Below are 22881 nucleotides of genomic sequence, written 5' to 3'. Positions count from 1 at the left end.
AGCGACCTACCGCCCGAGGTCGGCGTGCGCCGAGGAGAGGTGTCTGGAGCCGAGCGCCGCCAGCAGCGAGAGCTCCCCCGCGAGCGCGCCGACGGCGATCGCTTCCGCGAGCGCGTCCCCGTTGCTCCCGGCGGGGTCGCCGCCGCCGCGGACGCCGAGCACGTCGAGCCCGGCGGCCTGCGTCGGCAGCTTCGTGCCGCCGCCGACGGTGCCGACCTCGAGGCTCGCCAGCGACACGGAGCAGTAGAGGTCTCCCTCGGGCGTCGCCTCCGCGGTCGTGATCGCGTTCGCGCCCTCGACCACCTGCGCCTCGTCCTGCCCGGTCGCGAGGAACATCGCCGCGACCGCGTTGGCGACGTGGGCGTTGAAGCCGAGCCCGCCCGCCTTGGCGGAGCCGACGAGGTTCTTCCGGGTGTTGATCTCGGCGACCGCCTCGGGGGTGGTGTGGAGCCGCTCCTCGACGACCTCGCGGGGCACCTCGACGTCGGCGCTCACCGACCGGCCGCGACCCTCGACCGCGTTGATCGCGGCGGGCTTCTTGTCCGAGCAGAGGTTCCCGGAGAGCGCGACGAGCGCGGCGTCCGTCTCCGCCTCGACGACGTCGCAGGCCTCCCGCGTCGCGATGGTGGCCATGTTCATCCCCATCGCGTCCTTCGTGTCGTAGCGGAACCGCAGGAAGACGTTGTTACCGACGACGTACGGCGTCACGTCGAGCAGCTCGCCGTGGCTCGTCGTCGATTCCGCGGCCGCCCGCAGCGACGCCTCGTTGTCGCGGACCCACGCGACGAGCGCCTCCGCCTCGGCGACGTCGCCGACGCGGAAGACGGGCGCGCGGGTCATCCCGCTCTTCGTCACCCGCGCGGTCGCGCCCCCGGCGTCGTTGACGACCGAGCAGCCGCGGTTGATCGAGGCGACGAGCGCGCCCTCCGTGGTCGCCAGCGGGAGGTAGCGCTCGCCCGCGAACGCGCCGCCGTCGACCGAGACCGGGCCGGCGACGCCCAGCGGCACCTGCACGGCGCCGATCATGTTCTCGATGTTCGAGCCGTGCGCGTCGGCGGCGTCGAAGGCGTACTCGCCCAGCACGTCGACGTCGGCGTCCGCGGTCTCGGCGACGAGTCGCCTGCGGGCCGCCGCGGCAACGTCGGCGTCGGCGTGCTCTTCGAGCTCGTGGAACCGGACCTCGCCGTCGCGGACGCGCGCCGCGAGCGACGCGGGGGTGGCGTCGGTCATGTCCGCGACTCCTCGCGGCGCGTGCTAATGGTTGTCGGTTTCCGGGGTCACCGATTCGCCTCCGGGCTCAGCGGTCGGCCTCGTCCAGCGCCGCCCACAGCTCGTCGAGCGTCGCCTCGTCGGCCGCGGCGACGTACAGGTCCCCCTCGCGCCGGACCGCGGCGCCCGCCTCGGTCGCCAGCAGCTCCGTGACGGCCTGCTCCTCCTCGTCCGGATGGAACTGCACGAGCCCTTGGAGCCGACCGCGGGCCAGCAGCCCCGAGTGGACCGTCGGCGCCCAACTGTCGAGCACGCGCTTGACGCGGTCGTCAAGCGCGCCTCGGATCGCGTCGACCTCGGCCGCGAGCGCCGGGTCGCGGGGCACGTCCCGGCCGACGATCACCGCGACCGTGGCGCCCGCCACGTCGCTCCCGACGCCCGCCGCGGCCCGCGCGTCGGCGGCCGTGACGCGGTCGCCGCCGTACCGGACTCCCTCGCCCGAGCGCGCGACGTACGTCTCGTCCGTCGCGGGCTGGTGGAGCGCCGCGACGAGCGGCGACCCTTCGCGGAGGACCGCGACCGAGGACGCGAACGTCGGCAGGCCCGCGGCGAAGTCGTTGGTGCCGTCGAGGGGGTCGACGATCCACCGGTACGGCCCGTCGCCGGGGAACTCGCCGGCCTCCTCGGCGAACACCGCGTGGTCCGGGAACGCCTCGCGCACGACGGGGAGCATCCGCGATTCGGCCGCCACGTCGGCCGCCTTCACGTCGTGGGCCCCGTACTCGGCCTCGGCGTCGCCGTCTCGGTACCGGGCGCGCAGCTCCGCGCCGCCGGCGAGGACGGCCGCCCGCGCGACCGCCTCGATCTGGTCGTGATCGGTCACGCGACCGGATTCGACGGGGGAACTGAAACGCGTTCCGGTGGCCGGCGCCGGGCGGACGAGCGGCCTACCGCCCGACGATTCCGGAGAGCCGCTCGCGGAGCGACTCGCCGCCGAGCTTGAGGTAGTAGGCGTCGCCGCCGTCCTCGTAGTAGTCGTCGATCCGCCGGACCACCTCGAAGCCGAGGTGCTCGTAGAAGCCGAGCGCCCGCTCGTTCGTCGTCCGGGCGTGGCAGGTGACCGACCGGTGCGCCTCGGCGACGTCGGCGACGAGCCGCTCCGCGTGGCCGCGTCCCCGGTGGTCGGGGTGGACGGCCAGAAAGAGGATGTACCCGTCGCGGCGGACCGAGGCGAACGCGACGAGCGCGTCGTTCTCGACGAGGAGATGCGTCGTGGAGCGGCGGTAGGCGTCGGTGAAGAAGCCGCGTCGCTGTCGGAGGACTCCCTCCTCGGCGCGGATCCGTTCCTTGAGGTCCCACGCCGCGGCGGCGTGGTCGGACTCCCCGGGCGGGTCCGTCCGCTTCTCCACGTTGACGCTCACTGCAAGGAGATAACAGGCCAGCGGAATATAACTCCACCGCCACCGGGGAGGGTTGCGGTCGGCCGGGCCCGCCCCGAGGCGGACTCGCTCCGAGGCGATCCCTCCAAGGCGGACTCGCTCCGAGGCGATCCCTCCAAGGCGGACTCGCTCCGAGGCGATCCCTCCGAGAGCGCCCGTCGACGGAAGCGTTTTGTCCGGTTCGTTCGTGGTGCCGACAATGGCTGTCGAGTCCCCGCCGAACCGAGGGCGCCTCAGGCGGGCGCTGCTGACCGGCGTCGCCGTCATCGTCCCCTCCGTCATCACGCTCGCGGTGCTGGGGTTCGTGTTCAACGCGATCTACGACTACCTGGACGCCTTCTCCACGGCGATCCTGCCGCTGTTGCCGCGGTCGACGCTCCCGATGGGCCGGGAGGTCGCCATCGAGGTCGCGACGCCCGTCGTGTTCGTCGGGTCGATCCTCCTCATCGGCGTCGCCGTCGAGTCGACGCGGTACGGCGAGCTCGCGGTCGACTACGCCGACTACGCGATCGAGCAGATTCCGGGCGTCGGCTCCGTCTATCAGGGGTTCCGACAGATGAGCGACGCCATGCTGGAGTCGGACGGCGGGAACTTTCGGGAGGTGGTCCTCGTCGAGTTCCCGACCGAGGACGTGTACACCCTCGCGTTCGTCACGAGCGACACGCCGGACGCGGTCGCCGGCCCGGCCGAGAGCGGGGAGATGCGGACGCTGTTCATGCCGATGGCCCCGAACCCGGTGATGGGCGGGCACGTCCTGTTCGTCCCCGAGCGGCGGATCGTCGACGTCGACCTGAGCGTGGAGCAGGGGATCCGGGCGCTCGTGACGAGCGGCGTCGCCCTGGAACGCGCCGCGGCCGACGCCGACGGCGTGTCGCCGTCGCAGATACGCGACGCCGGCCAGGGCGGGCGGATCGGCTCGTACCACTCCCCGACGTCGGACGCCGCGAAGCGCCCGGACGAGGAGACTGACCGGGCGAGCGACCATTCGGGCGACGACCGGGGCGGGCGGAGCGACGAGCGGATCACGCCCGACGACGGCCCGGGTGACCGCTCGTGAGCTTCGCGCTCCGCGACCACACCGCCGACGTGGCGGTCGAGGCGACCGCGCCGACCCTCGCGGGGCTGTTCGAGGCCGTCGCCGACGGGCTCACGGCCGCGAGCTGCGAGGCGGTCCCGGAGACCGGCGAGCGCTTCTCGCTGACCGTGCGCGCCGAGGGCCGCGAGGCGCTGCTGTTCGACTACCTCGACCGGCTGATCTACGAGCGCGACGTGCGGCTCGTCCTCCCCGCCGACCACCGGTGTTCGGTCTCGGGGCCGAACGGTTCGGCGGCGGACGGCGACGACGCGACGGCCGACTCGACGGCGGACGATGACGACGCGACCGCCGACCCCGACGGGTGGACCGTCGAGGCGACGGCCCGCGGGGTCCCGCTCGGCGACGTCGCGGCTCGCGAGATCAAGGCGGTCACCTACTCCGAGATGACCCTCGAACGGCGGAGCGACGAGTGGTACGCGTACGTCGTCTTCGACGTCTAAGGGGAGATAGACACCCGAGAGGAACCGATCCGTGAAAACGATTATCCGTGTCGAGAGCGTTGTTACCGTATGTCACGGACGGACGACACGGGGACGACCGACCGCCGCTGGGGAGCGGGCGCGCTCGGCGGTCTGGTCGCCGGCGTGGCGATGGGCGTGGTGTTACACGGAGCGCTGGGACTGATGCCGACGATCGGCGCGCTCGTCGGCGTCGAGACGGCCCTCGGCGGCTGGGCGGTCCACCTGTTCAACAGCGCCCTCTTCGGCGCCCTGTTCGTCGCGGTCTTCGACCGGTCCTTCTTCGACGACCTCCGCGCCGACGTCGGGGGGTGCCTCTCGCTCGGCGTCGTCCACTCGGCGCTGCTCGGGGTGATCACCGGCGGACTGCTGTTGCCGACCGCGATCGCGCTGGAGGGGGCGACGTCGCTGCCGGTCCCCACGCTGCCGTTCCCCGGCCTCACGGCGAGCTTCGAGTTCGGCGCGGTGATCGCCGTCGCGCACCTGATCTACGGGCTCGTGCTCGGCCGCGTCTTCGCCGCGCTCACGCTCGCGGAGGGCGCGATCGGTTGGCTGCCGTTCGATCCGGTCGACCGGTAGCGGGGCGACCGCCGCACCGCCGCCGGCGTCGCGCCCGCCTCTCGCAACGCCCTTGCCCCCGCGCGCCGAACGCCGGGGTATGACAACGCGCGAGTTCGACGGGATCCGACTGGAGAAGGTGCGCGACCACGTCTGGGAGATCCCCCGAGAGGGCGACATGAACGTCCCCGCGCGGGTCCTCGCCAGCGAGTCGCTGCTGGAGGAGATCGGCGACGACGACTCGCTCCAGCAGCTGAAGAACGCGACGCACCTCCCGGGGATGGCCGAGCCCGCCCTCTGTATGCCCGACGGCCACCAGGGGTACGGCTTCCCCGTCGGCGGCGTCGGCGCGATCGACGCCCGGACCGGCTGTATCTCGCCCGGAGCGGTCGGCTACGACATAAATTGCGGCGTGAGGATGGTAAAAACTAATCTCACGTACGACGACGTGCGCGGCCGCGAGTCCGAACTCGTCGACGCCCTCTTCGAGGCGATCCCCTCCGGGCTCGGGGGCGGCGGCGTGATCGGCGGCGACGCCGACGCGATCGAGGGCGCATTGGAGCGCGGCGTCGAGTGGGCCGTCGAGCGGGGGTACGGGATCGAGAGCGACCTCGCGCGCTGCGAGGACGAGGGGCGGCGGCCCGACGCCCGGCCGGAGTACGTCTCCCAGAAGGCGATGGACCGCGGGCGCAACCAGATGGGCTCGCTCGGGTCGGGGAACCACTTCCTGGAGGTCCAGCGCGTCACCGACGTGTTCCTGCCCGAGGTCGCCGAGGCGTACGGGCTCACCGAGGACGGGATCGTCGTCCTGATCCACTGCGGGAGCCGCGGACTCGGCCACCAGACCTGCAACGACTACCTGCGGCGGATCGAGAAGGAGCACGGCGACCTCCTCGACTCCCTGCCGGACAAGGAGCTCGCGGCCGCGCCCGCCGGCTCGGCGCTGGCCGAGGAGTACTACGGCGCGATGGGGGCGTGCATCAACTTCGCGTGGGTGAACCGCCAGCTGATCACCCACCAGGCCCGCGAGACGTTCGGCGAGGTGTTCGACGCCGATCCGATCGAGGACCTCGGGATGGAGCTCCTCTACGACGTCGCGCACAACATCGCGAAGAAGGAGACCCACGACGTCGGCGTCGACGCCGACGGGCGCCCCGCGGTCGGCGACGAGGCCGTGGACCGCGCGGATCGAGAGCTGTACGTCCACCGCAAGGGCGCCACGCGCGCGTTCCCCGCGGGCCACGAGGACGTGCCCGAGACGTACCGCGAGGTGGGCCAGCCCGTGATCATCCCCGGGAGCATGGGCGCCGGCTCGTACGTGCTCCGCGGCGGCGCGGAGTCGATGTCGGTGTCGTTCGGCTCCACCGCCCACGGCGCCGGCCGGCTGATGAGCCGGACGCAAGCGAAACAGGAGTTCTGGGGCGGCGACGTGCAGGACGACCTCGAGGACGGCCAGCAGATCTACGTGAAGGCGCAGTCGGGCGCGACCATCGCCGAGGAGGCCCCGGGCGTCTACAAGGACATCGACGAGGTGATCCGCGTGAGCGACGCGCTCGGGATCGGCGACAAGGTCGCGCGGACCTTCCCCGTCTGCAACATCAAGGGGTAGCGGCGGTCTCCGCCCGCCGCCGAGCGCTTTCGCGGCCGACCTTCTCTTCCCGGCGAGCGCTTTCGCCGCCGGCCGCTTATACCGGATGCCGCGGCCACGTCGCACCGAGATGTGCGACCACTCGCGGAACGATAGCTCGTCCGACGCGGTCTCGAGACGATCCCTGCTCGGCGGCGTCGCCGCCGTCGCCGGCGGCGGCCTCGCCGGGCTCGGCGCGCTCGCGGCGTCGAGCGAGCCGGCGGCCGCAGTCGACGGCGACCCCGCCGCCTTCGAGGCGGGCGACGCGCCGACCGTCACCAGCAACGACGGGCGGATCGACTCCGTCTACCTCTCGCCCGCCCTCGACGTGTCGTGGACCGACTTCTCCGCCGGCGTCGAGCGCGTGACGCTCGTGCTCGCCGTCGGGAGCGACGCCGGCGTCGACGAGGTGTACCGGGAGACGCTGACCGCGTCAGACCCGGACGCGACGCCCGGCGACGTCGCGGCGGTGGGGAGCGCCGACGGCGGGAAACCGGACGGGACGGCGCCCGACTTCGCGGCGGTCGACGGCGGCCTCACCGCCCGGTTCGAGCGCGCCGACGCGACCGCCCGCGGCGACGCGGTGACGAGCGAGTCGCTCGGTGACCCGAACTTGGCCGGCGGCGAGAGCGCGACGACGACCCTCGACGTCGTGTTCCGCGCGGACGTCGTCGGCGGCGGCGACGAGGCGACCGTCGTGCGCACGACGACCGTCGACGTGACGGTCGAGAACCCCGCCGGCGACGCGACGGCCGGCGGTGAGGTCGAGGTGGACGCCGCGTAGGACGGGGCGGTTCCGGCCCGCTCAGAGGTGCATTCCGCCGTCGACTTCCAGCACCTCGCCGTGGACGTACTCGTTGTCGATCAGGTAGCGGACGGAGTGGGCCACGTCCGCCGGCTCGCAGGCGTACTCGGGGAGGTGGGTGTCGACGTTCTCGTGGCCGCGAAACTCGATCCCTTCGAGGTAGTCGAGGATGACGTCGTTGAGGTCGGTCTCGACGGGACCGGGCGCGACCGCGTTGACCTGCACGCCGTCCGGGCCGAGCTCCCGAGCGAGCGCGCGCGTCAGCCCGTGAACCCCGGCCTTGCTCGCGGCGTAGCTGGCGTCCACCGTCCCGAGCGTGCCGCCGACGCTGGAAAGGAAGACGAGATCGCCCCCGGCCGCCCTGAGGTGCGGCGCCGCCGCGCGGGTGACGCGGAACGCCCCGGAGAGGTTGGTGTCGATCACCGACTCCCACTCGGCGTCGGTCGTCTCTTCCAGCCGGTTCGGGCGCGTGATCCCGGCGTTGTTGACGACCGCGTCTAGCGAGTCGAACGCGTCGACGGCGGTCTCGACGAGTCGGTCCGCGGCCGCGGACTCGGAGATGTCGGCCCGCACCGTGACGGCCTCTCCGCCCGCCTCGCGGACCCGCTCCGCCGTCTCGTCCGCGGCCTCCTCGTCCGACCGGTAGTTGACGACGACGTCGCGCTCGGCGAGCTCGACCGCGATTGACCGCCCGATTCCGCGACTGCTTCCGGTGACCAGTATCGCCATACCCACACGTGTGATTAATGGTTAATACCACTAACGAATACAAAACCGCGATCGGGCGGAGCTCGGTCGCTGCGGATCGCAGTCGCTTGCGACCGAACGCGGGCCCCCGTCAGCGCTCTCGCTTCGCCTCTCGGCCGAGCTCCTGCTCGACCGCTTCGACCTTCCGGTCCGCGGTCGTCTCCGCGGTCCGCTTGTCGTCGATCTTCAGCACCGTCGAGACGCGGTCGCCGTCGACGGCGTCGTGGGCGGCCGCGGCGGCGGCGAACACCGTCTCGGCGTCGTCGGCCTCGATCACGGTCCCCATCGGGTTCGTCTCGTAGCTCACGTCGAACGCGTCGAGCGCGGCGACCGCCTTCGCGACCTCGCTCGCCATGCTGTCCTCGATCACCGGCGCGACGCTCAACAGCGCGACTGTGGTCATGGTCGCGGATCCGCGCCGCCGACACTTAAATCGGCGCGCGCGGCGGAACCCGCGTCGACCCCTACTCGAGCGCGTCCCGCAGGAACGACAGCTGGTGCCCGACCGCCGGCTCGAAGTCCTCGCCGAGCGGGGAGAAGTGGTCCGCGGGCATGGTGACGACCGTCCCGCGCGAGAGCGACTCGCCGGCGTCGACGACAGCCTCGCTGTCCACGATTGCGTCGTCGGTCCCGGCCAAGAGGAGGGTCGGCGCCCGGATCTCGTCGAGCCGCCCGACGGGTCGGTAGTTCGCGACCCGCAGCAGCGACCGCGCCGGCGTCTCGTTGCGCCACGTCGACTCGCGGTCGACCAGGTCCAGGTACTTCCGTTTCGTCCCCGGCTCAGTGATCGCCGCGAGCTCCTCGGTACCGCCCACGATCGGGACGCTCCGGCCGCGACCGAACCGGTGACCGACCAGGTCGCGGAGCCCGGCGATCCCAGAGCGCGCGAGGTACTTCGCGCCTCGGCGTCGGGCGATCGCGCGGCCGTCGAGCATCGGGACCGCGCCGATCACGGCGTCGACGTCGGCGCGCTCCGCGGCGAGCGCGAGGACGTGCGCCGCCGACAGCGACGCGCCCCAGAGCACGAGTCCGCGCCCGACGGCGTCGACGCGGCGGACGCGGTCAATCGCGGCCGCGTAGTCGGCGCGCTGGTCCGCGGGGTGGACCGCCTGCGAGTCGCCGTCCGAGGCGCCGAACTCGCGGTAGTCGAAGCAGAACGCCGCGTAGCCGGCGTCGGCGAACCGCTCCGCGACCGCCGGGTAGCCGAAGCTCCGCTCCGCGCCGAGGCCGGGCGCCATCACGATCACCGGGGGGTCGTCGCCGTCGCCGCCCGGGAGGTAGAGGGTGCCGCGGCAGGTGTCACCGTCGACGTCGAACGCGAGCGCACGGGTGGCGAACCGCTCGCGGGGCGGCCGGGCGAGGCGGCGCTGCGCGCGGTTCACCGGGTTCCGGCGGGTCACGATCGGTCCCCGGAATCCGCGCGGTCGCCGTCGCCGCGGGCGGCATCGTCGTCGTCGGCCTCCGCCGCGGCCGGATCTTCGTCGTCGGCCGCCGCGGCCGGATCTTCGTCGTCGGCCTCCGCCGCGGCCGGATCTTCGTCGTCGGCCGCCGCCGCGGCTTCGTCCGCGTGCGACAGCGTCTCCAACACGCGCGTCGAGAACTCCGTCTCCGAGATCTCGTACGCGGCCAGCGCCTCGAACCACTCCGGCTCCGCGCGCCACGTCCCGAGGACGTCGCCGGGCGCGCGGACGACCGTCGCCTCGACCCGGACGGGGTCCCACTCGTCGGCCTCGGCGCGGTCGATGAGCGCGTTGAGGGCGCGCCCGATCTCGGGGTGGTGCACCTCGCGGCCGGGAAACGCCGTCATGTACGTGAGCTCGAGCGGGTCGCCGCCGTCGATCTCCTCGACGCTGATCCCGTAGCTGCGGAGCGCCGGCTCCACGTCGGTCGTCTGCTCGTCGCCGGTCATACGGGACGGTCGACCGGACGGAATAAATCGCTACCGGCGTCGCTCGGTGCGAGAGAAGTTCTCGGTCCGTCGAAAGCCGCGGACGGGGGATGGCCGCCGCGCGCGGCGGCCGTGATCGGAGTTGTCAGAGGCACACGATTGTCCCGCGCGGCCGGTTTGTTCTACTTCGTGAAATCATATAAACGCTCGGGAGGCGGTCCTTCTGGTTCCTCCGCTCCGGAACTCGTGCCCGCCTCGACGCGGTCCGCCGAACCGGGCATGCTTTATCACCGTCGCGGGACAGGATCGGATATGATCCGGGGCGCGTCGTCGGTCCTTCCGCGGTCCGCCGACGCCGCCGGCGTCCTCGTCGTCGGCGGCTTCCTGACCCTGCTGGCGTGGGTGGCCACGCCGGTCTGGGTCGGCGGCGTCCTCGCCGTCCCGCCGCTCGTCGTCCTCGCGCCGCTCGCGCTCGCGCCCGCCTTCGTGCTCCGCGGGTACCTCGTCCGCGTCGTCGCCGGCGGGGGCGCGACCGGGAACCGGGAGGGCGCGCCGCCGTTCGTCGCCTGGAACGAGCTCTATCGGGACGGCGCGAAATCGGTCCTGCTGAGCGCGCTGCTGCTCGCGCCGTTGGCGCTGCTGTTCGCGGTCGCGGCGCTCGCGTTCGCCGCCGTCGAGACCGGGGCCGTCGACCTCGCCCCCGCGACCGGTCTCGCCGAGCGCGCGCTCGGCCCGAGGAGCGCTCCCGCCGTCCTCGGCGCCGGCGGCGGGCTCCTGAGCGTCGCCGTCGCGGCGTACCTCCTCGCGTTCGCGTACGTCAGGCCGGCGGCGCTCGCCGCGTTCGCCGCGTCCGGACGGCTCCGCGACGCCCTCCGTCCGGGGCGGGTCGCCGCCGTCGCCGGCTCGGCGGAGTACGCGACGACGTGGCTCGTCGCGGTCGCGGCGCTCGGCGCGGGGTACGCGCTGGCCGCGCCGCTCGTCCCGCTCGTCGCCGGCGTCCCGCTCGCCTTCGCCGTCCGGGTCGTCGCGCACGCGCTCTACGGCCGCGGCGCCGCGGACGCGATCGAGTTCGACGCCGCTGAGCCGTCCGAGCCAGCCGAGTCGGCCGACTCACCGGCGGCGGGAGCGTCCGAGTCGCCCGCGCCTCCGTCTGCGTCTCCGACCGCGGCGTCGGGAGCGCCCCCGGAGCCCGCGGACCCCTCCCCCGACCGGTTCGACGGCGGGTCCCGGCGATCGGCGACCGAGGCGTCGGCGGCGGTCCAGACCGGTCGGACGGTCCCGATCGGCGCCGACCGAGGGGCGCGGACCGGGGTCGACTCCGCCGGCTTCGAGTGGAACGCCGAAGGCGACGTGGAGAGCGGTGACGAGCGAGCGCCGCCACCCGGCGACGGACACGGCGGTGACCGCGCCGAGCGGGGAGGGACCGACCGCCGGGACACCGACCGCGGGGGCGCCGCCGACGGGTTCGACTGGAGCGCGCCCGTCGACGCGGAAGACAAGAGTTGATACGAGCGCGGGCGAACGGTCGCCCATGCGCATCTCCGACCGGGGCTACGGCGAGGAGGGCCGGGAACGGCTCACCCTCGTCCCCGAGAATGTCGACGACCTCTGGCACCTCGCGCACGTCCTCGAACCGGGTGACCTCGTCGAGGGGGACACCACGCGCCGGATCCAGCGGAACGACGACCAGATGCGGGACACCGGCGGCCAGCGCGAGCACCTGTTCGTCACGCTGGAGGTCGACGACGTGGAGTTCGCCCGGTTCGCCAACCGGCTCCGCGTCGGGGGCGTGATCGTCGCCTGCTCCCGCGAGGACCAGCTCAACGCCCACCACACGCTCAACGTCGAGGAGCACGACGAGATAACGGTCGAGAAGCACTTCAAGCCGGACCAGACCGAGCGGCTGGAGGAGGCGACGGAGGCCGCCGAGAACCCCGACGTCGCCATCGCGACCGTCGAGGAGGGGGCCGCCTACGTCCACACGGTCCAGCAGTACGGCACCGAGGAGTACGCCTCGTTCACGAAGCCGACGGGGAAGGGAGAGTACTCGCGGCCCCGCGAGGAGCTGTTCGCGGAGCTCGGCGAGGCGCTCGCGCACCTCGACGCCGACGCCGTGATCCTCGCGGGCCCGGGGTTCACGAAGAACGACGCGCTCGACTACGTCACCGAGGAGTACCGCGACCTCGCCGACCGGATCACCACGGTCGACACCTCCGCCGCCGGCGACCGCGGCGTCCACGAGGTGCTCAAGCGCGGCGCGGTCGACGAGGTGCAGAAGGAGACGCGGATCTCGAAGGAGGCGAACCTGATCGACGAGCTGACCGAGAACATCGCGCAGGGCGCGAAGGCGACGTACGGCCCCGAGGACGTGGCCGAGGCGGCCGACTTCGGCGCGGTCGAGACCCTGCTCGTGGTCGACGACCGGCTCCGCACGGAGCGACAGGAGGAGGGCGACTGGTCGATCGACGTCAACGAGGTGATCGAGTCGGTCGAACAACAGGGCGGCGACGTGGTCGTCTTCTCCTCCGAGTTCGCGCCCGGCGAGCAGCTCTCGAACCTCGGCGGGATCGCCGCTATCCTGCGGTATCGGCTGGAGTGACGAGCCCGGGAGGGCGGTCGCCGTTCCCCCGAAAGCACTTACCGATCATCGGTGCAGTCGACGTATGCGACGACGCACCGCGATCCGGGCCGCGGTCCCCCTCTGCGCCGGGCTCGCCGGCTGTTCGGGACTGCGATCGAGGTCGCAGTCGCTCTCCCTGACCGTGTTCAACGGCTCCGAGCGCTCGTACGCGATCGAGCTGACGATGTCGCGGGCGGGCGGCGACGGCGACAGAAGCGACGCCAGAGCCTTCTCCGGACGGATCGAGGTCGGGCCGAACGGGGAGGCCGCGCGCGAGGTCGCGGTCGAGCGAGCCCGGTACCTCGTCGAGTACGCCGTCTTCGAGGACGACAGCCGCCTGACGGACCGAGACCACGTTCACTACTATCCGGACGACGAGGGCGAGGACGGAGGTCTGGCGTTCGATATCGACTCCTCGGGGACGCTGACCAGACGCTGGTGAGGCCCGCTCGTCGACGATCGCCCCCGAACCGCCGAACGCCGGCCGCGAGCGCGTCGAACGAGCGGCGCGGGGTCACCTCCCCGTGAGCGCCTCGCTCGCCGGGGCGAAATCGATCGTCTCTCCCCGACCCGCCTCGCTCGCCCGTTTATAAAGCATATACGCGGCCGCGACCGTCTCGATCCCGGTCCCGCCGGAGTCGAACACGGTGACCTCGTCGTCGCTCGTCCGCCCCGGATGCTCGCCGGCGACGACCTCGCCGAGGTCGGCCGCGACGTGGTCCTCGTCGACGAGCCCCGCCTCGACCGCGGCGAGGAACGAGCCCGCGTCCTGGGTCGCTCGCTCGCGGATGTCGGGGACGTACGTCGCCCGGGCGACCAGCTCGGGCGGGAGCTCGTTCTTCCCCGGCGTGTACTGCCCCATCGCCGTGACGTGGGTGCCGGGCTCGACGTCGGCGTCGTCGACGACGGGGTCGCTCGCGCTCGTCGCCGTGATCACCACGTCGGCGCCGGCGACCGCCTCGCTCGCGCTCGCGACCGCCGTGACGTCTGGCTCGATCCGGTCGGCGAACTCCTCGGCGAACGCCTCGCGGTTCTCGACGGTCGGCGAGAAGACGCGGACCGCCTCGAACTCCCGGACGGTCGCCGTCGTCGCGAGCTGACCGCGGGCCTGCGCGCCGCTGCCGATCACGGCGACCTCCGTCGCGTCGTCGCGGGCGAGCGCGTCGACCGCCGTCGCTCCCGCGGCGCCCGTCTTAAACGGGTTCATCGAGGCGCCGTCGAGCACCGCGAGCGGCTCCCCCGACTCCGCGTCGAACAGCGGGGTCATGAACCACGCGTCGCCCGCGCCGAAGCCCGCGGAGTAGGTGTACCCGCCCATCGCGCCCGTCTCGGGGAGGATCGCGGCGTACGTCGTCAACATGCCGGGCGGGTCGCGGCTGAGCAGTTTCGTCCGCGGCTCCGCGGCCGCGCCCTCACCGATCTGACGGTACGCGTCGCGCACGGCGGCGACGTACTCCGCCGGCTCGGCGAGGTCGTCGACGTCCGCGCTCGCGAGGAACAGCGTCTCGGTCATACCGCCCCTCTCGGGAGCGGGGAACTAAACCGTGCAGGAAAGCGGCACGGAACGCGGCGGCGCCGATCGTCGGTCGCACGGGTCGACCGGCGTCCCGCTACCGAGCGGGTCAGTCGGAACCGCCGGCTCCCGATCGACCGGCCCGCGACCGGCCGGTCCGCGAACGGTCGACCGCGCGGTCGATCGAGTCACTGACCGACTCGTCGCGAGGGCGATCGGCCTCCCCGGGGACGCCGGTGACCGGGTTCCGGACGAACATCGCGTGGAACATGACGCCCCCCGCGACGAGGGCGCCCCCGGGAAGCGCGGCCGTCAACGACAGTCCGATCAGGTTCAGGACGGCGGTCACACCGATCAACGCGGCCGGAATAAGCCCGAGGACGTAGTCGTAGTACCCAGTCATACTCTACCACGATCTACGATAAAATCACTATTAAATTTTTCTCAGGGTTCGGCGTGACACCTTCGCTGATAATCTTGAAGCCGTGCATAAGTTATGGAAATCATCACCGCGGCAGACGCGGGCCGGCGAACCGCCGATCCGGCGGCTTTCGGACCGGGTTCGAGGCGGTCGGAGAAGCGACGGAATCGGACTGAGAAGGGGATCGGGGCGCGGCGGTCGAACCGCCGGGGCGCGTCTCTATCGGAGCTTGAAGTACAGGGCGCGCCAGCCGCCGAGGAACGCCGACCCCGCCACGAGCATGACGACGGCGAAGCTCAGTTCGGCGCCGCCGCGGAAGACGAACGCGCGGAGCCCGAGTCCGACGACGGCGGCCGGGATCCACGACCGGATCGCGAGCGGCACCGACGACTTCGCCGTCTCCGCGGCGCCGGCGGAGTACGCGCCGACGACCGGCGCGATCAGGGCCCAGGCGATCAGGAACGGCGCGTAGACGCCGGGCAGGTACAGCGGGTTCGCCGTGAGGAACTCGACCGAGGTGTGGTTCAGCGTCCCGATGGTCAACATGACGATCAGCGCGATCAGGTCGCCGACTAGGAGCGGCGCGGCGGCGCGGTCGAGGCGATTCGAGAGGAACGACGAGTCGGCCATGCCGACCACTCCGCGGCGCCCCTACTTTGTACGCACGGATTCGGTCGGGCGGTCGCCGCGCCGGCGAGCGTCGCCCGCCGACCGCCACATCGCCCGCCGACCGCCACATCGCCCGCCGACCGCCGTGTCGCCCGCCGCCCGCCGCGTCGTCTACTCGTACAGCGGGTGCTCCTCGCAGAGCTCGACGACCCGCTCGCCGACCTCGTAGATGACGTCGTCGCTGTCGACGTCGTCGACGACGCGGTAGATGAGGTCGCCGACCTCCTCGATCGCCGCCTCGTCGAACCCGCGGGTCGTGAGCCCGGCGGTCCCCGCGCGGATCCCCGAGGGGTTGAACGGCGAGCGCGTCTCGCCGGGGACGGTGTTCCCGTTGAGCACGATGTTCGCGGCCGCCAGCGCGTCCTCGGCGTCGCCGCCCGGCAGGTCCGGGTGCGAGTCGCGGAGGTCGACCAACACGAGGTGGTTGTCGGTGCCGCCGGAGACCAGGGAGAGGCCGTGGCCCTGAAGCGTCTCGGCGAGGGTCTCGGCGTTGTCCACGACCCGTCGCGCGTACTCCTCGAACTCGGGTTCGAGCGCCTCCTTGAACCCCACCGCCTTGCCGGCGACGTTGTGCATGAGCGGACCGCCCTGCCCGCCGGGGAACACCGCCTTGTCGATGTCGTCGGCGTGCTCCGCGTCGCACATCACGATCCCGCCGCGGCCGGCCCGGATCGTCTTGTGGGTCGAGCCGGTGACGAAGTCCGCGACGCCGACCGGCGAGGGGTGGACGCCGGCGGCGACGAGCCCGGTGATGTGCGCGATGTCCGCGAGGTGGTAGGCGTCGACCGCGTCGGCCGCGGCCTGGATCTCCTCCCAGTCGACGGTGCGCGGGTACGCGGAGTAGCCGGAGACCACGATGTCGGGCTCGAACTCCTCGGCCGTCTCGCGGAGGTCCTCGTAGTCGATGTACCCGGTCTCGGGGTCGACCTCGTACTGCTCGACCTCGTACATCTGCCCGGTGAAGTTCGCGGGGTGACCGTGCGAGAGGTGACCGCCGTGGCTCAGCTCCAGCGAGAGGATCTTGTCGCCCGGGTCGAGCGTCGCGTAGTACACCGCCTGGTTCGCCTGCGTCCCGGAATGTGGCTGGACGTTGACGTGCTCGGCGCCCCACAGCTCCTTCGCGCGCTCGATCGCGAGCTCCTCGACCTCGTCGGCGTACTCGCAACCGGCGTAGTAGCGCTCACCGGGGTACCCCTCGGCGTACTTGTTCGTGAGGACGCTCCCCTGCGCCTCAAGCACCGCCTCGCTGACGTGGTTCTCGCTGGCGATCATCGCGAGCGTCTGTTCCTGTCTGTCGCGCTCGCCGGCCAGCGCGTCGGCGACCGCCGGATCGACCTCTCGGACGTGCTCGTTGTCCATGTACGAATGCCGGTGCGATCGCGCATTAATCCTTCCGTCGCGGCGTCGCTTTCGCGGCTCCCGGGACGGCGTCTCCGCCCCCCACTCCGTCGGACCCGCGATTCCCGCTCCGCCGCGCCCGCGATCCTCGCTCCGCGGGGCCCGCGATCCCCGCTCCGCCGCGCCCGCGATCCCCGCTCCGTCGGACCCGCGATCCCCGCTCCGCCGCTCTCGGGGCTCTCGCTCGGCCGGACCCGCGACCCGCTCGCCGTTTCGCCCGCGCCCGCGGCGACCCGTTCCGCCGCCCGATTCCGAGCCAGATCGCTGAATACGCCGTTTTCGGCCGTTTTGGCGGCTGAAAACCCGTTGTTCACTCCTCCAATCCCGTTAATATTAAATAGATATCTGGCTTTTATCCGGGAAGATAGATGGTGTCGAATTTACTGGAGACGGACGTCGAGAACGTCCTCGACACGGCGTTCGCCGGCGACGACGACGAGCTCCTCGTCGTCGACCCGTCCGCGGAGACGATCGTATCGCTCGTCGAGGCGGCGACCGGCCGAGACGACTTACCGACCCTGTCGATGCTGGCGGACGAACGCACGCTGAAGGCGGTGACGGACGACTTCCTCGTCGCGTCGAAGGCCGCCGACCTCGTCGCCGACGGGTCGCTCGGGCTCCGCGTGCTCTCCGCCGACGTCGACAACGCGCTGTTCGTCTCCCCGTCGCGAGTCGTGGTCCTCGTGAGCGCCGGCGAGCACGTCGCCGCGCTCTCGACCGAGGAGGACGACTTCGTCGACGAGGTGTTCGCGACGCACCGCGACGCCTTCGAGGCGGCCGAGACGTACGGGCTCCGGACCCCGGCGCTCAGCCGCGTCCGCGAGACGATGGCCGCCGAGATCGGCGAGGCCACCCGCGACGACTTCGACGCCGTCCTCGCGTCGATGGAGTCGGCGGACGCCGCGCTCGACGAGGTGACCGTCTCGCTGCTCGTCGCCGCGAAGAACGACGTCCTCCTCTACGACATCTCGAAGTGGGGCGAGGACGTCGGGATCGCCTCGAAGGCGACGTTCTCCCGGACGAAGACCCGACTGGAGGACCTCGGTATCATCGACACCGAGAAGGTCCCGATCGACGTCGGTCGACCCCGCCTCCGGCTCAAGCTCGGCGACGAGCGGCTCCACGGCGTCGACGCCGACGAGCTCGCGGCGGTCGCGAGCGACCTGATGGCGTAACCGGGACACCGTCTCCGCCCGCGACGCTCCTACCCGCGGCTTTTTTTCGCTCCTTCGCGTCGACCGGGACATGGACATCGGACTTGTCGGCGAGGGGCCCGCGGTCGACGCCGTCGCGACCGCGCTCGGCGACGTCGACGTGAACGTGATGCCGGTCGAGCCGGGGCTGCTGGACGGCTTCGACCTCGCGGTCGTGGTCGACACCGCCGGGTCGGACGCGTTCGCGGCCGCGAACGACGCCCTCGACCGATGGGTCGGGATCGAGGTCGGCGGCGTCGGCGGCGTCCCGCTCGCCGACGTCGACGCCGCGGTGACCGTCTTCGGCGAGGCCTGCTACGACTGCCTCCGAGCCAGGGTCGCGAGCGGCGGCGCGGAGCCGGCGGACGCCACCCAGGGCCGCCGGTCGGCGGTGCGCTACGCCGGCGCGCTGGCCGGGCGCCGCGTCATCCGGCTGCTCGCCGGCGACCCGGTCGCCGACACGGTCGTCGAGGTGCCGGGCCCGGAGCGGACGCTCCTCCCGGCCCCCGGCTGCGACTGCGGCGACGCCCCCGGCGACGTGCTCCCGCGGGAGCACGCGGACCGCGCCCTCGACGACTCGATCGACCGCGCCGAGCGGGCGGTCGACCCTCGGATCGGCGCGCTCTCGGAGGTGGGCGAGCGGGAGTCGTTCCCGGTGCCGTACTACGTCGCGCGCGTCGCCGACACGACGCCGTTCTCCGACGCGCGGGCCGCCGAGTTCGGCGGCGGCGTCGACGCCGGCTGGGACGCGGCGTTCATGAAGGCGCTCGGCGAGGGGTTAGAGCGGTACGCGGCGGGCGTCTACCGCGAGTCGGCGTTCACGCGCGCGCCGGCAGCGAACGTCCCGAACCCGGTGCCGCCGGACGCGTTCGTCCGTCCCGACGACGCCGAGCCGTACGACCGCGACGACGCCCTCGCGTGGGTGACCGGCGAGGCCCTCGCGACCGGCGAGCCAGCGAGCCTCCCGGCGGAGTTCGTGCAGTTCCCGCCGCCGGAGCGCCGGTACCGGCCCGCGATCACGACCGGGCTCGGCCTGGGGAACTCCGGCCCGGGGGCCGCGCTGTCTGGGCTGTACGAGGCGATCGAGCGCGACGCGACGATGACGAGCTGGTACTCGACGACGGAGCCGCTCGGGCTGGAGGTCGAGGACGCGACGTTCGCCGAGCTGGAGAAGCGCGCGCGGGCCGAGTCGCTCGCGGTGACGCCGCTGCTCGTGACGACCGACGTCGACGTGCCCGTCGTCGCCGTCGGCGTCCACCGCGGGGGCGACTGGCCCCGGTTCGCGGCCGGATCTGGCGCCGACCTCGACCCGGTCGCCGCGGCCCGGAGCGCGCTCGCGGAGGCGCTCCAGAACTGGACGGAGCTCCGGTCGATGGGCCCGGAGGCGGCCGCGGAGGAGGGCGCCGCGATCGGACACCACGCCGACTTCCCGGCGGAGACGCGGGCGTTCTTCGACCCGGACGCGAGCGTCTCCGCCGACGCGCTCGGCGAACCGGAGCTCTCCGGGACCCCGGAGCTGGAGGCCGTCGTCGACCGCGTCGAGACGGCTGGACTGGAACCGTACGTCGCCCGGATCACGACGCGGGACCTCGCCGGGATGGGGTTCGAGGCGGTCCGGGTGCTGGTCCCGGGCGCGCAGCCCCTGTTCACCGGCGAGCCCTTCTTCGGCGACCGCGCCCGCGACGTGCCCCGGTCGATGGGGTTCGAGCCCGACCTGGATCGGACGTACCACCCGTTCCCGTAGCCGGCGGCGTCGCTTCCGCCGTCCGGCGCTCCGTCTGCTTCCGCCGTCCGGCGCTCCGTCTGCTTCCGCCGTCCGGCGCTCCGCTCGCCCCCTCCCCGCCTGCCCCACCCGCTCTATTTAAGTCGGTCCCGGCCGCCGACTCTCTCATGGACGTCGTATCCGACGCGGACGTCGAGGCGGTCGAGGCGGTCGACGACGTGTTCCTCACGCAGGGCGCGGTCGGCGAGGACACCAGCATCCAGCGGTTCGTCATCGATCCCGGCGCCGAAGTGCCCGAGCACGACCACCCGCACGAGCAGATCGGCGCGGTCACCGAGGGGGCGCTCACCTTCGTCGTCGACGGGGAGGAGTTGGTCGTCGAGGCGGGCGACACCTACAGCATCCCCGGGGGCGAGCCGCACGGGGCGCGCAACGACGGTGACGAGACGGTCGTGGGGTACGACATCTTCTCGCCGCCCCGCGCGAACCCGGACTGGCGGGAGTGAGCGGCGACGGACCGACTTATAAATCGACGGCGGTGTGGTGGCGCGTGCCGGCGAGCGCCTGAAAGGCGCGAGTCGCACGCGCGAGGGAGTCGCGAACGGAGTGAGCGACGAGGCTGGGGAGGCGTGAGGTTCGGTGCCGTGCGGTCGGGCGGGACTCAAAGGGGCAGTCGCGAGGCGGGCGCAGGCGACGGAAGCACTGGAAGGAGCGAGCACCGCGAGCGACTGAAGCGCGCAACGAGCCGCGCGAGCCCTCGGGGCTGGGGCTTTGGCGGCGTTCACCGTCGATCCGTCGTCAACAGTTTATAAGTGAGCGACCGGGGCTTCGGAGGCGGTCTCCCCGCCCGTGTCGTTCACGGACCGACAAACGCGGTCAGGGGCAACTCCCGCCACTGTCACGCACCCTTTATCAATCGACTCCCAAACGCGGGCAACGATGGCACGCGCGAGCGCCGGCGCCCGGCTCCACTTCGGCTTCTGTAACCTCAGCCTCTCGCACGAGCGGCTGTACGGCGCTCTCGGCCTCGGTCTCGCGGAGCCTCGCGTCGTCGTCGACGCCGAGCCGGCCGGTCGGGTCAGCGTCGAGGCGGCCGACGGGGGCGACGCTCCGGCGACCGACTCCGCCGTCCGCGACGACGTCTCCGGGTACGCCCGCACCGCCGTCGACCTGCTCGGCGTCGACGGCGCGCGCGTCGCCGTCCGCGAGTCGCTGCCGCGCCACGCCGGCCTCGGAAGCGGGACCCAGCTGGCCGCGGCGACGCTCGCGGCGATCGCGGTCGCCCACGGGGAGGAGCCTCGCGTCCGCGAACGCGCCCCGGCGCTCGGTCGCGGCGGGCGATCGGGGGTCGGCGTCGCGACGTTCGAGGCGGGCGGGGTCGTCCTCGACGCCGGCCACCCGACCGCTCGGTTCACGACCGACCGCCCCGCGGACGGCGAGTGGACCGTCCCGCCGGTGGCGGCCCGCCACGACGTCCCCGACGACTGGCGATTCCTGCTCGTGCGCCCCGACGCCGACCCGGGCCGGAACGGGAACGCGGAGGACGACGCGATGCGGACCGCGATCGAGCGCGCGGAGCCCGGGCTCGCCGACCGGATCGGCGGGATCGTCACGCGGCGAGCGCTCCCCGCGGTCGCGACCGGGAACGCCGAGCGGTTCGGCGCGGCGGTCGCGGAGATCGGCCGGCTCAACGGCGCGTGGTACGCCGACGAACAGGGCGGCGTCTACCGGCCGCCCGTCGGCGACGTGGTGGCGTCGCTGTCGGCGTCCGCGTCGGTGTTCGGCGCGGGGCAGTCCTCCTGGGGCCCGACCGTGTACGGCGTCACGGACGCCGCCAACGCCGACGCCGCGGCGGCGGCGGGCGAGCGCGCGCTCGACGAGGCGGGCGTGGCAGGATCGGTCGCGGTCGTCCGCGCGGCCGAGGGCGGGGCGCGGCTGACCGACTGACCGAGCCGTCGCCGTCCCCGCGGCTCTCCGGTCGCCGGCGACACCCCCACACGAGCAACAACACTAAGCGGGGCGGCGACCCCGTACGGGACATGACGAGCGTTCCGTTCGGCGTCGCCCGCCTCGACTCGATCCTCGGCGGCGGCGCGCCGCCGGGCAACGTCGTGCTGCTCGCCGGCGAGTCCGGGGCGGGCGCGCGCGAGTTCCTGTACACCAGCGCGGCGATGAACGCCCTCGGGCGCGCCGACGCGGAGCTGTTCGACCTCTACTACGGCGACCTCCCGGCGGACGCCGCGCTCCCCGACGAGGTCCACTACCTGTCTTTCACCGCGGACACGGACGCGCTCACCCGGGAGATGCGGTTCACGATGGCCGACGAGATCGTCGACGCCGCGATCGGCGAGATCGATTTCCGGGACCTCTCGCCGGAGTACTTCCAGCTGAGCCCGATCCCCCGCGACTGGTACGAGGACGAGACGGCGTCGATCACCGAGCTGGGCGACCGCGGGGAGTACGAGGACGTGCTCACGGCGTTCGGCGACTACCTCTCGGCGAACGCCGACGGCAGCTTAGTCTGCATCGACTCCGTCACCGACCTCGTCTCGATGGTCGACGAGGACACGAAGTGGAGCGACGTGTCGATGGTGATGAAGGGGCTCAAGAAGGCCGCCTACCAGTGGGGCGGGCTCATCCTCGTGTTGGTGAACACCGACTCGCTCACCGACCGGGAGTTCGGCGCCCTGATGGACGCCGCCGGCGGCACGCTCCAGTTCACGTGGGAGAGCGGCGGCTCCCAGCGCGCCCGGACCATGTTCGTCCGCGAGTTCCGCGGCGTCCTCTCTCGACTGGAAGCGGAGAACATCGTCCGGTTCGAGACCGAGATCCACGAGGGCGGATTCGACATCAGCGACGTTCGGAAGATCCGGTGATGGGACTGGACGGGAGGGGAGGCCTAAATGTGACTGAATGGGACGTGACGGAACGGGACAGGACGTGACGGAACGGGACAGGACGTGACGGAACGGGACAGAACGGGACGCGAACCGCGCTCCGGCCTCACCGCTAACTATCGTTTCAGAGAATGACGCGACAGATTACTTAAGTCTCCCCGTTAAACAGAGCATAATGGCGGGGGACCTTCGATGAGCGACCTCGATCCGGCCGATAGGACGGTCGACGCCGCGACCGAGGCCGCCGCCGACGAGACCGGCGTCGACCGCGAGGAGCTGCTGAAGCGCGCGATCGTCGCGCTCGCGGAAGAGGAGGGAATCGACGTGCCGGACCGCGAGGAGGTCGCCGCGATCGAGTCGCGGCTCGACGACCTCGACGCCGAGGTCGACGAGAAGGTCGAGGACCTCCGAGAGCGCTTCGTCGAGCTCTACCGCGACCTGGAGGCGAAGGCGCCGGCCGACCACGCGCACGCCGAGACGGCGGAGCGGCTGGACGCGATCGCGGCCGACCTCGAACGGACCGCGGAGCGACTCGACGAACTCGAAGCGGACGCGGCGGCTCGGTCGACCGTTGACGAGGCGGTCGAGGGACGGGTCGACGACCTCGACGACCGGCTGGC

The 22881-nt window shown here is 72.5% G+C and carries 23 protein-coding genes and 2 pseudogenes; 14 read left to right on the top strand and 11 right to left on the bottom strand.

Features of this window, described 5'->3' with window-relative positions:
- Window positions 1-6: 6 nt before the first annotated feature.
- The 3 genes from hmgA to DJ73_RS18195 form a co-directional block, all read right to left on the bottom strand.
- Window positions 7-1230: a hydroxymethylglutaryl-CoA reductase (NADPH) gene (gene hmgA, locus DJ73_RS18205; protein ID WP_094524848.1), complete on the bottom strand. Its 1224-nt coding sequence runs from the start codon at window positions 1228-1230 to the stop codon at window positions 7-9.
- Window positions 1231-1297: 67 nt separating this feature from the next.
- Window positions 1298-2092: an inositol monophosphatase family protein gene (locus DJ73_RS18200; protein ID WP_094558679.1), complete on the bottom strand. Its 795-nt coding sequence runs from the start codon at window positions 2090-2092 to the stop codon at window positions 1298-1300.
- Window positions 2093-2156: 64 nt separating this feature from the next.
- Window positions 2157-2630: an N-acetyltransferase gene (locus tag DJ73_RS18195; RefSeq protein WP_094525981.1), complete on the bottom strand. Its 474-nt coding sequence runs from the start codon at window positions 2628-2630 to the stop codon at window positions 2157-2159.
- A 217-nt stretch (window positions 2631-2847) separates the two neighbouring features.
- Here DJ73_RS18195 and DJ73_RS18190 point away from each other — a divergent pair, with 217 nt between their 5' ends.
- From DJ73_RS18190 to DJ73_RS18170, 5 genes are all read left to right on the top strand, one after another.
- Window positions 2848-3705 carry a DUF502 domain-containing protein gene (locus tag DJ73_RS18190; protein WP_094523729.1) on the top strand — a complete coding sequence of 286 codons (858 nt, stop codon included), beginning with the start codon at window positions 2848-2850 and terminating at the stop codon, window positions 3703-3705.
- Window positions 3702-4184 carry an archease gene (locus DJ73_RS18185; RefSeq protein ID WP_094523727.1) on the top strand — a complete coding sequence of 161 codons (483 nt, stop codon included), beginning with the start codon at window positions 3702-3704 and terminating at the stop codon, window positions 4182-4184. Before DJ73_RS18190 ends, DJ73_RS18185 begins: the two co-directional genes overlap by 4 nt.
- A 69-nt stretch (window positions 4185-4253) precedes the next feature.
- Window positions 4254-4781 carry a hypothetical protein gene (locus tag DJ73_RS18180; RefSeq protein ID WP_094523725.1) on the top strand — a complete coding sequence of 176 codons (528 nt, stop codon included), beginning with the start codon at window positions 4254-4256 and terminating at the stop codon, window positions 4779-4781.
- Window positions 4782-4860: 79 nt separating this feature from the next.
- Entirely contained in the window at window positions 4861-6369 is a 1509-nt protein-coding gene (locus DJ73_RS18175) for an RtcB family protein (protein ID WP_094558678.1), read from the top strand.
- Between the two features lie 109 nt (window positions 6370-6478).
- Window positions 6479-7171 (top strand): hypothetical protein, encoded by a 693-nt coding sequence (locus DJ73_RS18170; RefSeq protein ID WP_094558677.1) that lies wholly within the window; start codon window positions 6479-6481, stop codon window positions 7169-7171.
- A 21-nt stretch (window positions 7172-7192) separates the two neighbouring features.
- Here the strand turns inward: DJ73_RS18170 and DJ73_RS18165 are convergent, their stop codons facing one another.
- From DJ73_RS18165 to DJ73_RS18150, 4 genes and pseudogenes are all read right to left on the bottom strand, one after another.
- Window positions 7193-7921 carry an SDR family NAD(P)-dependent oxidoreductase gene (locus DJ73_RS18165; RefSeq protein ID WP_094525977.1) on the bottom strand — a complete coding sequence of 243 codons (729 nt, stop codon included), beginning with the start codon at window positions 7919-7921 and terminating at the stop codon, window positions 7193-7195.
- 109 nt (window positions 7922-8030) lie between these two features.
- Window positions 8031-8342 carry a thiamine-binding protein gene (locus DJ73_RS18160; RefSeq protein WP_094523717.1) on the bottom strand — a complete coding sequence of 104 codons (312 nt, stop codon included), beginning with the start codon at window positions 8340-8342 and terminating at the stop codon, window positions 8031-8033.
- A 61-nt stretch (window positions 8343-8403) separates the two neighbouring features.
- Window positions 8404-9339 (bottom strand): alpha/beta hydrolase, encoded by a 936-nt coding sequence (locus DJ73_RS18155; RefSeq protein ID WP_094523715.1) that lies wholly within the window; start codon window positions 9337-9339, stop codon window positions 8404-8406.
- A 110-nt stretch (window positions 9340-9449) separates the two neighbouring features.
- Window positions 9450-9848, bottom strand: a pseudogene (locus tag DJ73_RS18150) (hypothetical protein); the annotation flags it as partial.
- Between the two features lie 291 nt (window positions 9849-10139).
- Between DJ73_RS18150 and DJ73_RS18145 the strand changes: the two are divergent.
- From DJ73_RS18145 to DJ73_RS18135, 3 genes are all read left to right on the top strand, one after another.
- The gene (locus tag DJ73_RS18145; RefSeq protein WP_094558676.1) at window positions 10140-11333 is read left to right on the top strand and encodes a DUF4013 domain-containing protein; all 1194 of its coding nucleotides are present in this window, start codon (window positions 10140-10142) and stop codon (window positions 11331-11333) included.
- A 25-nt stretch (window positions 11334-11358) separates the two neighbouring features.
- Entirely contained in the window at window positions 11359-12426 is a 1068-nt protein-coding gene (locus DJ73_RS18140; RefSeq protein WP_094558675.1) for an mRNA surveillance protein pelota, read from the top strand.
- A 64-nt stretch (window positions 12427-12490) separates the two neighbouring features.
- On the top strand, window positions 12491-12889 hold the full coding sequence (locus DJ73_RS18135) for a hypothetical protein (protein ID WP_094558674.1): 399 nt from the start codon (window positions 12491-12493) through the stop codon (window positions 12887-12889).
- A gap of 72 nt (window positions 12890-12961) precedes the next feature.
- Here DJ73_RS18135 and DJ73_RS18130 read toward each other — a convergent pair whose 3' ends face one another.
- The 4 genes from DJ73_RS18130 to glyA form a co-directional block, all read right to left on the bottom strand.
- The gene (locus DJ73_RS18130) at window positions 12962-13960 is read right to left on the bottom strand and encodes an ornithine cyclodeaminase family protein (protein ID WP_094558673.1); all 999 of its coding nucleotides are present in this window, start codon (window positions 13958-13960) and stop codon (window positions 12962-12964) included.
- Between the two features lie 109 nt (window positions 13961-14069).
- Window positions 14070-14363, bottom strand: coding sequence for a hypothetical protein (locus tag DJ73_RS18125; protein ID WP_094558672.1), 294 nt, complete (start codon window positions 14361-14363; stop codon window positions 14070-14072).
- Window positions 14364-14600: 237 nt separating this feature from the next.
- Complete coding sequence (locus tag DJ73_RS18120; RefSeq protein ID WP_094524073.1) at window positions 14601-15011, bottom strand: DUF3054 domain-containing protein; 411 nt, start codon at window positions 15009-15011, stop codon at window positions 14601-14603.
- A gap of 150 nt (window positions 15012-15161) precedes the next feature.
- On the bottom strand, window positions 15162-16409 hold the full coding sequence (glyA, locus tag DJ73_RS18115; protein WP_094524072.1) for a serine hydroxymethyltransferase: 1248 nt from the start codon (window positions 16407-16409) through the stop codon (window positions 15162-15164).
- A 407-nt stretch (window positions 16410-16816) separates the two neighbouring features.
- On the opposite strand from glyA, the gene tbsP reads away from it, so the two are divergent.
- The 6 genes and pseudogenes from tbsP to DJ73_RS18085 form a co-directional block, all read left to right on the top strand.
- A complete protein-coding gene (tbsP, locus tag DJ73_RS18110; protein ID WP_094524070.1) occupies window positions 16817-17623 on the top strand; it encodes a transcriptional regulator TbsP in 807 nt (268 codons plus the stop codon).
- Window positions 17624-17693: 70 nt separating this feature from the next.
- Window positions 17694-19385 (top strand): YcaO-like family protein, encoded by a 1692-nt coding sequence (locus tag DJ73_RS18105; RefSeq protein ID WP_094558671.1) that lies wholly within the window; start codon window positions 17694-17696, stop codon window positions 19383-19385.
- Window positions 19386-19531: 146 nt separating this feature from the next.
- Window positions 19532-19870 carry a cupin domain-containing protein gene (locus DJ73_RS18100; RefSeq protein WP_094558670.1) on the top strand — a complete coding sequence of 113 codons (339 nt, stop codon included), beginning with the start codon at window positions 19532-19534 and terminating at the stop codon, window positions 19868-19870.
- A 433-nt stretch (window positions 19871-20303) separates the two neighbouring features.
- Window positions 20304-21311 (top strand): beta-ribofuranosylaminobenzene 5'-phosphate synthase family protein, encoded by a 1008-nt coding sequence (locus tag DJ73_RS18095; RefSeq protein ID WP_094558669.1) that lies wholly within the window; start codon window positions 20304-20306, stop codon window positions 21309-21311.
- A 92-nt stretch (window positions 21312-21403) separates the two neighbouring features.
- Window positions 21404-22240, top strand: a complete 837-nt coding sequence (locus DJ73_RS18090; protein ID WP_094525235.1) for an HTR-like protein — start codon at window positions 21404-21406, stop codon at window positions 22238-22240.
- Window positions 22241-22453: 213 nt separating this feature from the next.
- Window positions 22454-22881: pseudogene (locus DJ73_RS18085) on the top strand (hypothetical protein); the annotation flags it as partial.

The organism is Halorubrum sp. Ea1, from assembly GCF_002252965.1.
Lineage (GTDB): Archaea > Halobacteriota > Halobacteria > Halobacteriales > Haloferacaceae > Halorubrum.
The sequence above is the reverse complement of the archived record's forward strand: the minus strand, read 5'-3'. Positions and strand labels throughout refer to the sequence as shown.

Coding starts and splice junctions, on each gene's coding strand:
- hmgA (WP_094524848.1), bottom strand. CDS start 1,230: ATGACCGACGCCACCCCCGCGTCGCTCGCGGCGCGCGTCCGCGACGGC.
- DJ73_RS18190 (WP_094523729.1), top strand. CDS start 2,848: ATGGCTGTCGAGTCCCCGCCGAACCGAGGGCGCCTCAGGCGGGCGCTG.
- DJ73_RS18180 (WP_094523725.1), top strand. CDS start 4,254: ATGTCACGGACGGACGACACGGGGACGACCGACCGCCGCTGGGGAGCG.
- DJ73_RS18175 (WP_094558678.1), top strand. CDS start 4,861: ATGACAACGCGCGAGTTCGACGGGATCCGACTGGAGAAGGTGCGCGAC.
- DJ73_RS18170 (WP_094558677.1), top strand. CDS start 6,479: ATGTGCGACCACTCGCGGAACGATAGCTCGTCCGACGCGGTCTCGAGA.
- DJ73_RS18165 (WP_094525977.1), bottom strand. CDS start 7,921: ATGGCGATACTGGTCACCGGAAGCAGTCGCGGAATCGGGCGGTCAATC.
- DJ73_RS18160 (WP_094523717.1), bottom strand. CDS start 8,342: ATGACCACAGTCGCGCTGTTGAGCGTCGCGCCGGTGATCGAGGACAGC.
- DJ73_RS18145 (WP_094558676.1), top strand. CDS start 10,140: ATGATCCGGGGCGCGTCGTCGGTCCTTCCGCGGTCCGCCGACGCCGCC.
- DJ73_RS18140 (WP_094558675.1), top strand. CDS start 11,359: ATGCGCATCTCCGACCGGGGCTACGGCGAGGAGGGCCGGGAACGGCTC.
- DJ73_RS18135 (WP_094558674.1), top strand. CDS start 12,491: ATGCGACGACGCACCGCGATCCGGGCCGCGGTCCCCCTCTGCGCCGGG.
- DJ73_RS18130 (WP_094558673.1), bottom strand. CDS start 13,960: ATGACCGAGACGCTGTTCCTCGCGAGCGCGGACGTCGACGACCTCGCC.
- DJ73_RS18125 (WP_094558672.1), bottom strand. CDS start 14,363: ATGACTGGGTACTACGACTACGTCCTCGGGCTTATTCCGGCCGCGTTG.
- DJ73_RS18120 (WP_094524073.1), bottom strand. CDS start 15,011: ATGGCCGACTCGTCGTTCCTCTCGAATCGCCTCGACCGCGCCGCCGCG.
- glyA (WP_094524072.1), bottom strand. CDS start 16,409: ATGGACAACGAGCACGTCCGAGAGGTCGATCCGGCGGTCGCCGACGCG.
- tbsP (WP_094524070.1), top strand. CDS start 16,817: ATGGTGTCGAATTTACTGGAGACGGACGTCGAGAACGTCCTCGACACG.
- DJ73_RS18105 (WP_094558671.1), top strand. CDS start 17,694: ATGGACATCGGACTTGTCGGCGAGGGGCCCGCGGTCGACGCCGTCGCG.
- DJ73_RS18100 (WP_094558670.1), top strand. CDS start 19,532: ATGGACGTCGTATCCGACGCGGACGTCGAGGCGGTCGAGGCGGTCGAC.
- DJ73_RS18095 (WP_094558669.1), top strand. CDS start 20,304: ATGGCACGCGCGAGCGCCGGCGCCCGGCTCCACTTCGGCTTCTGTAAC.
- DJ73_RS18090 (WP_094525235.1), top strand. CDS start 21,404: ATGACGAGCGTTCCGTTCGGCGTCGCCCGCCTCGACTCGATCCTCGGC.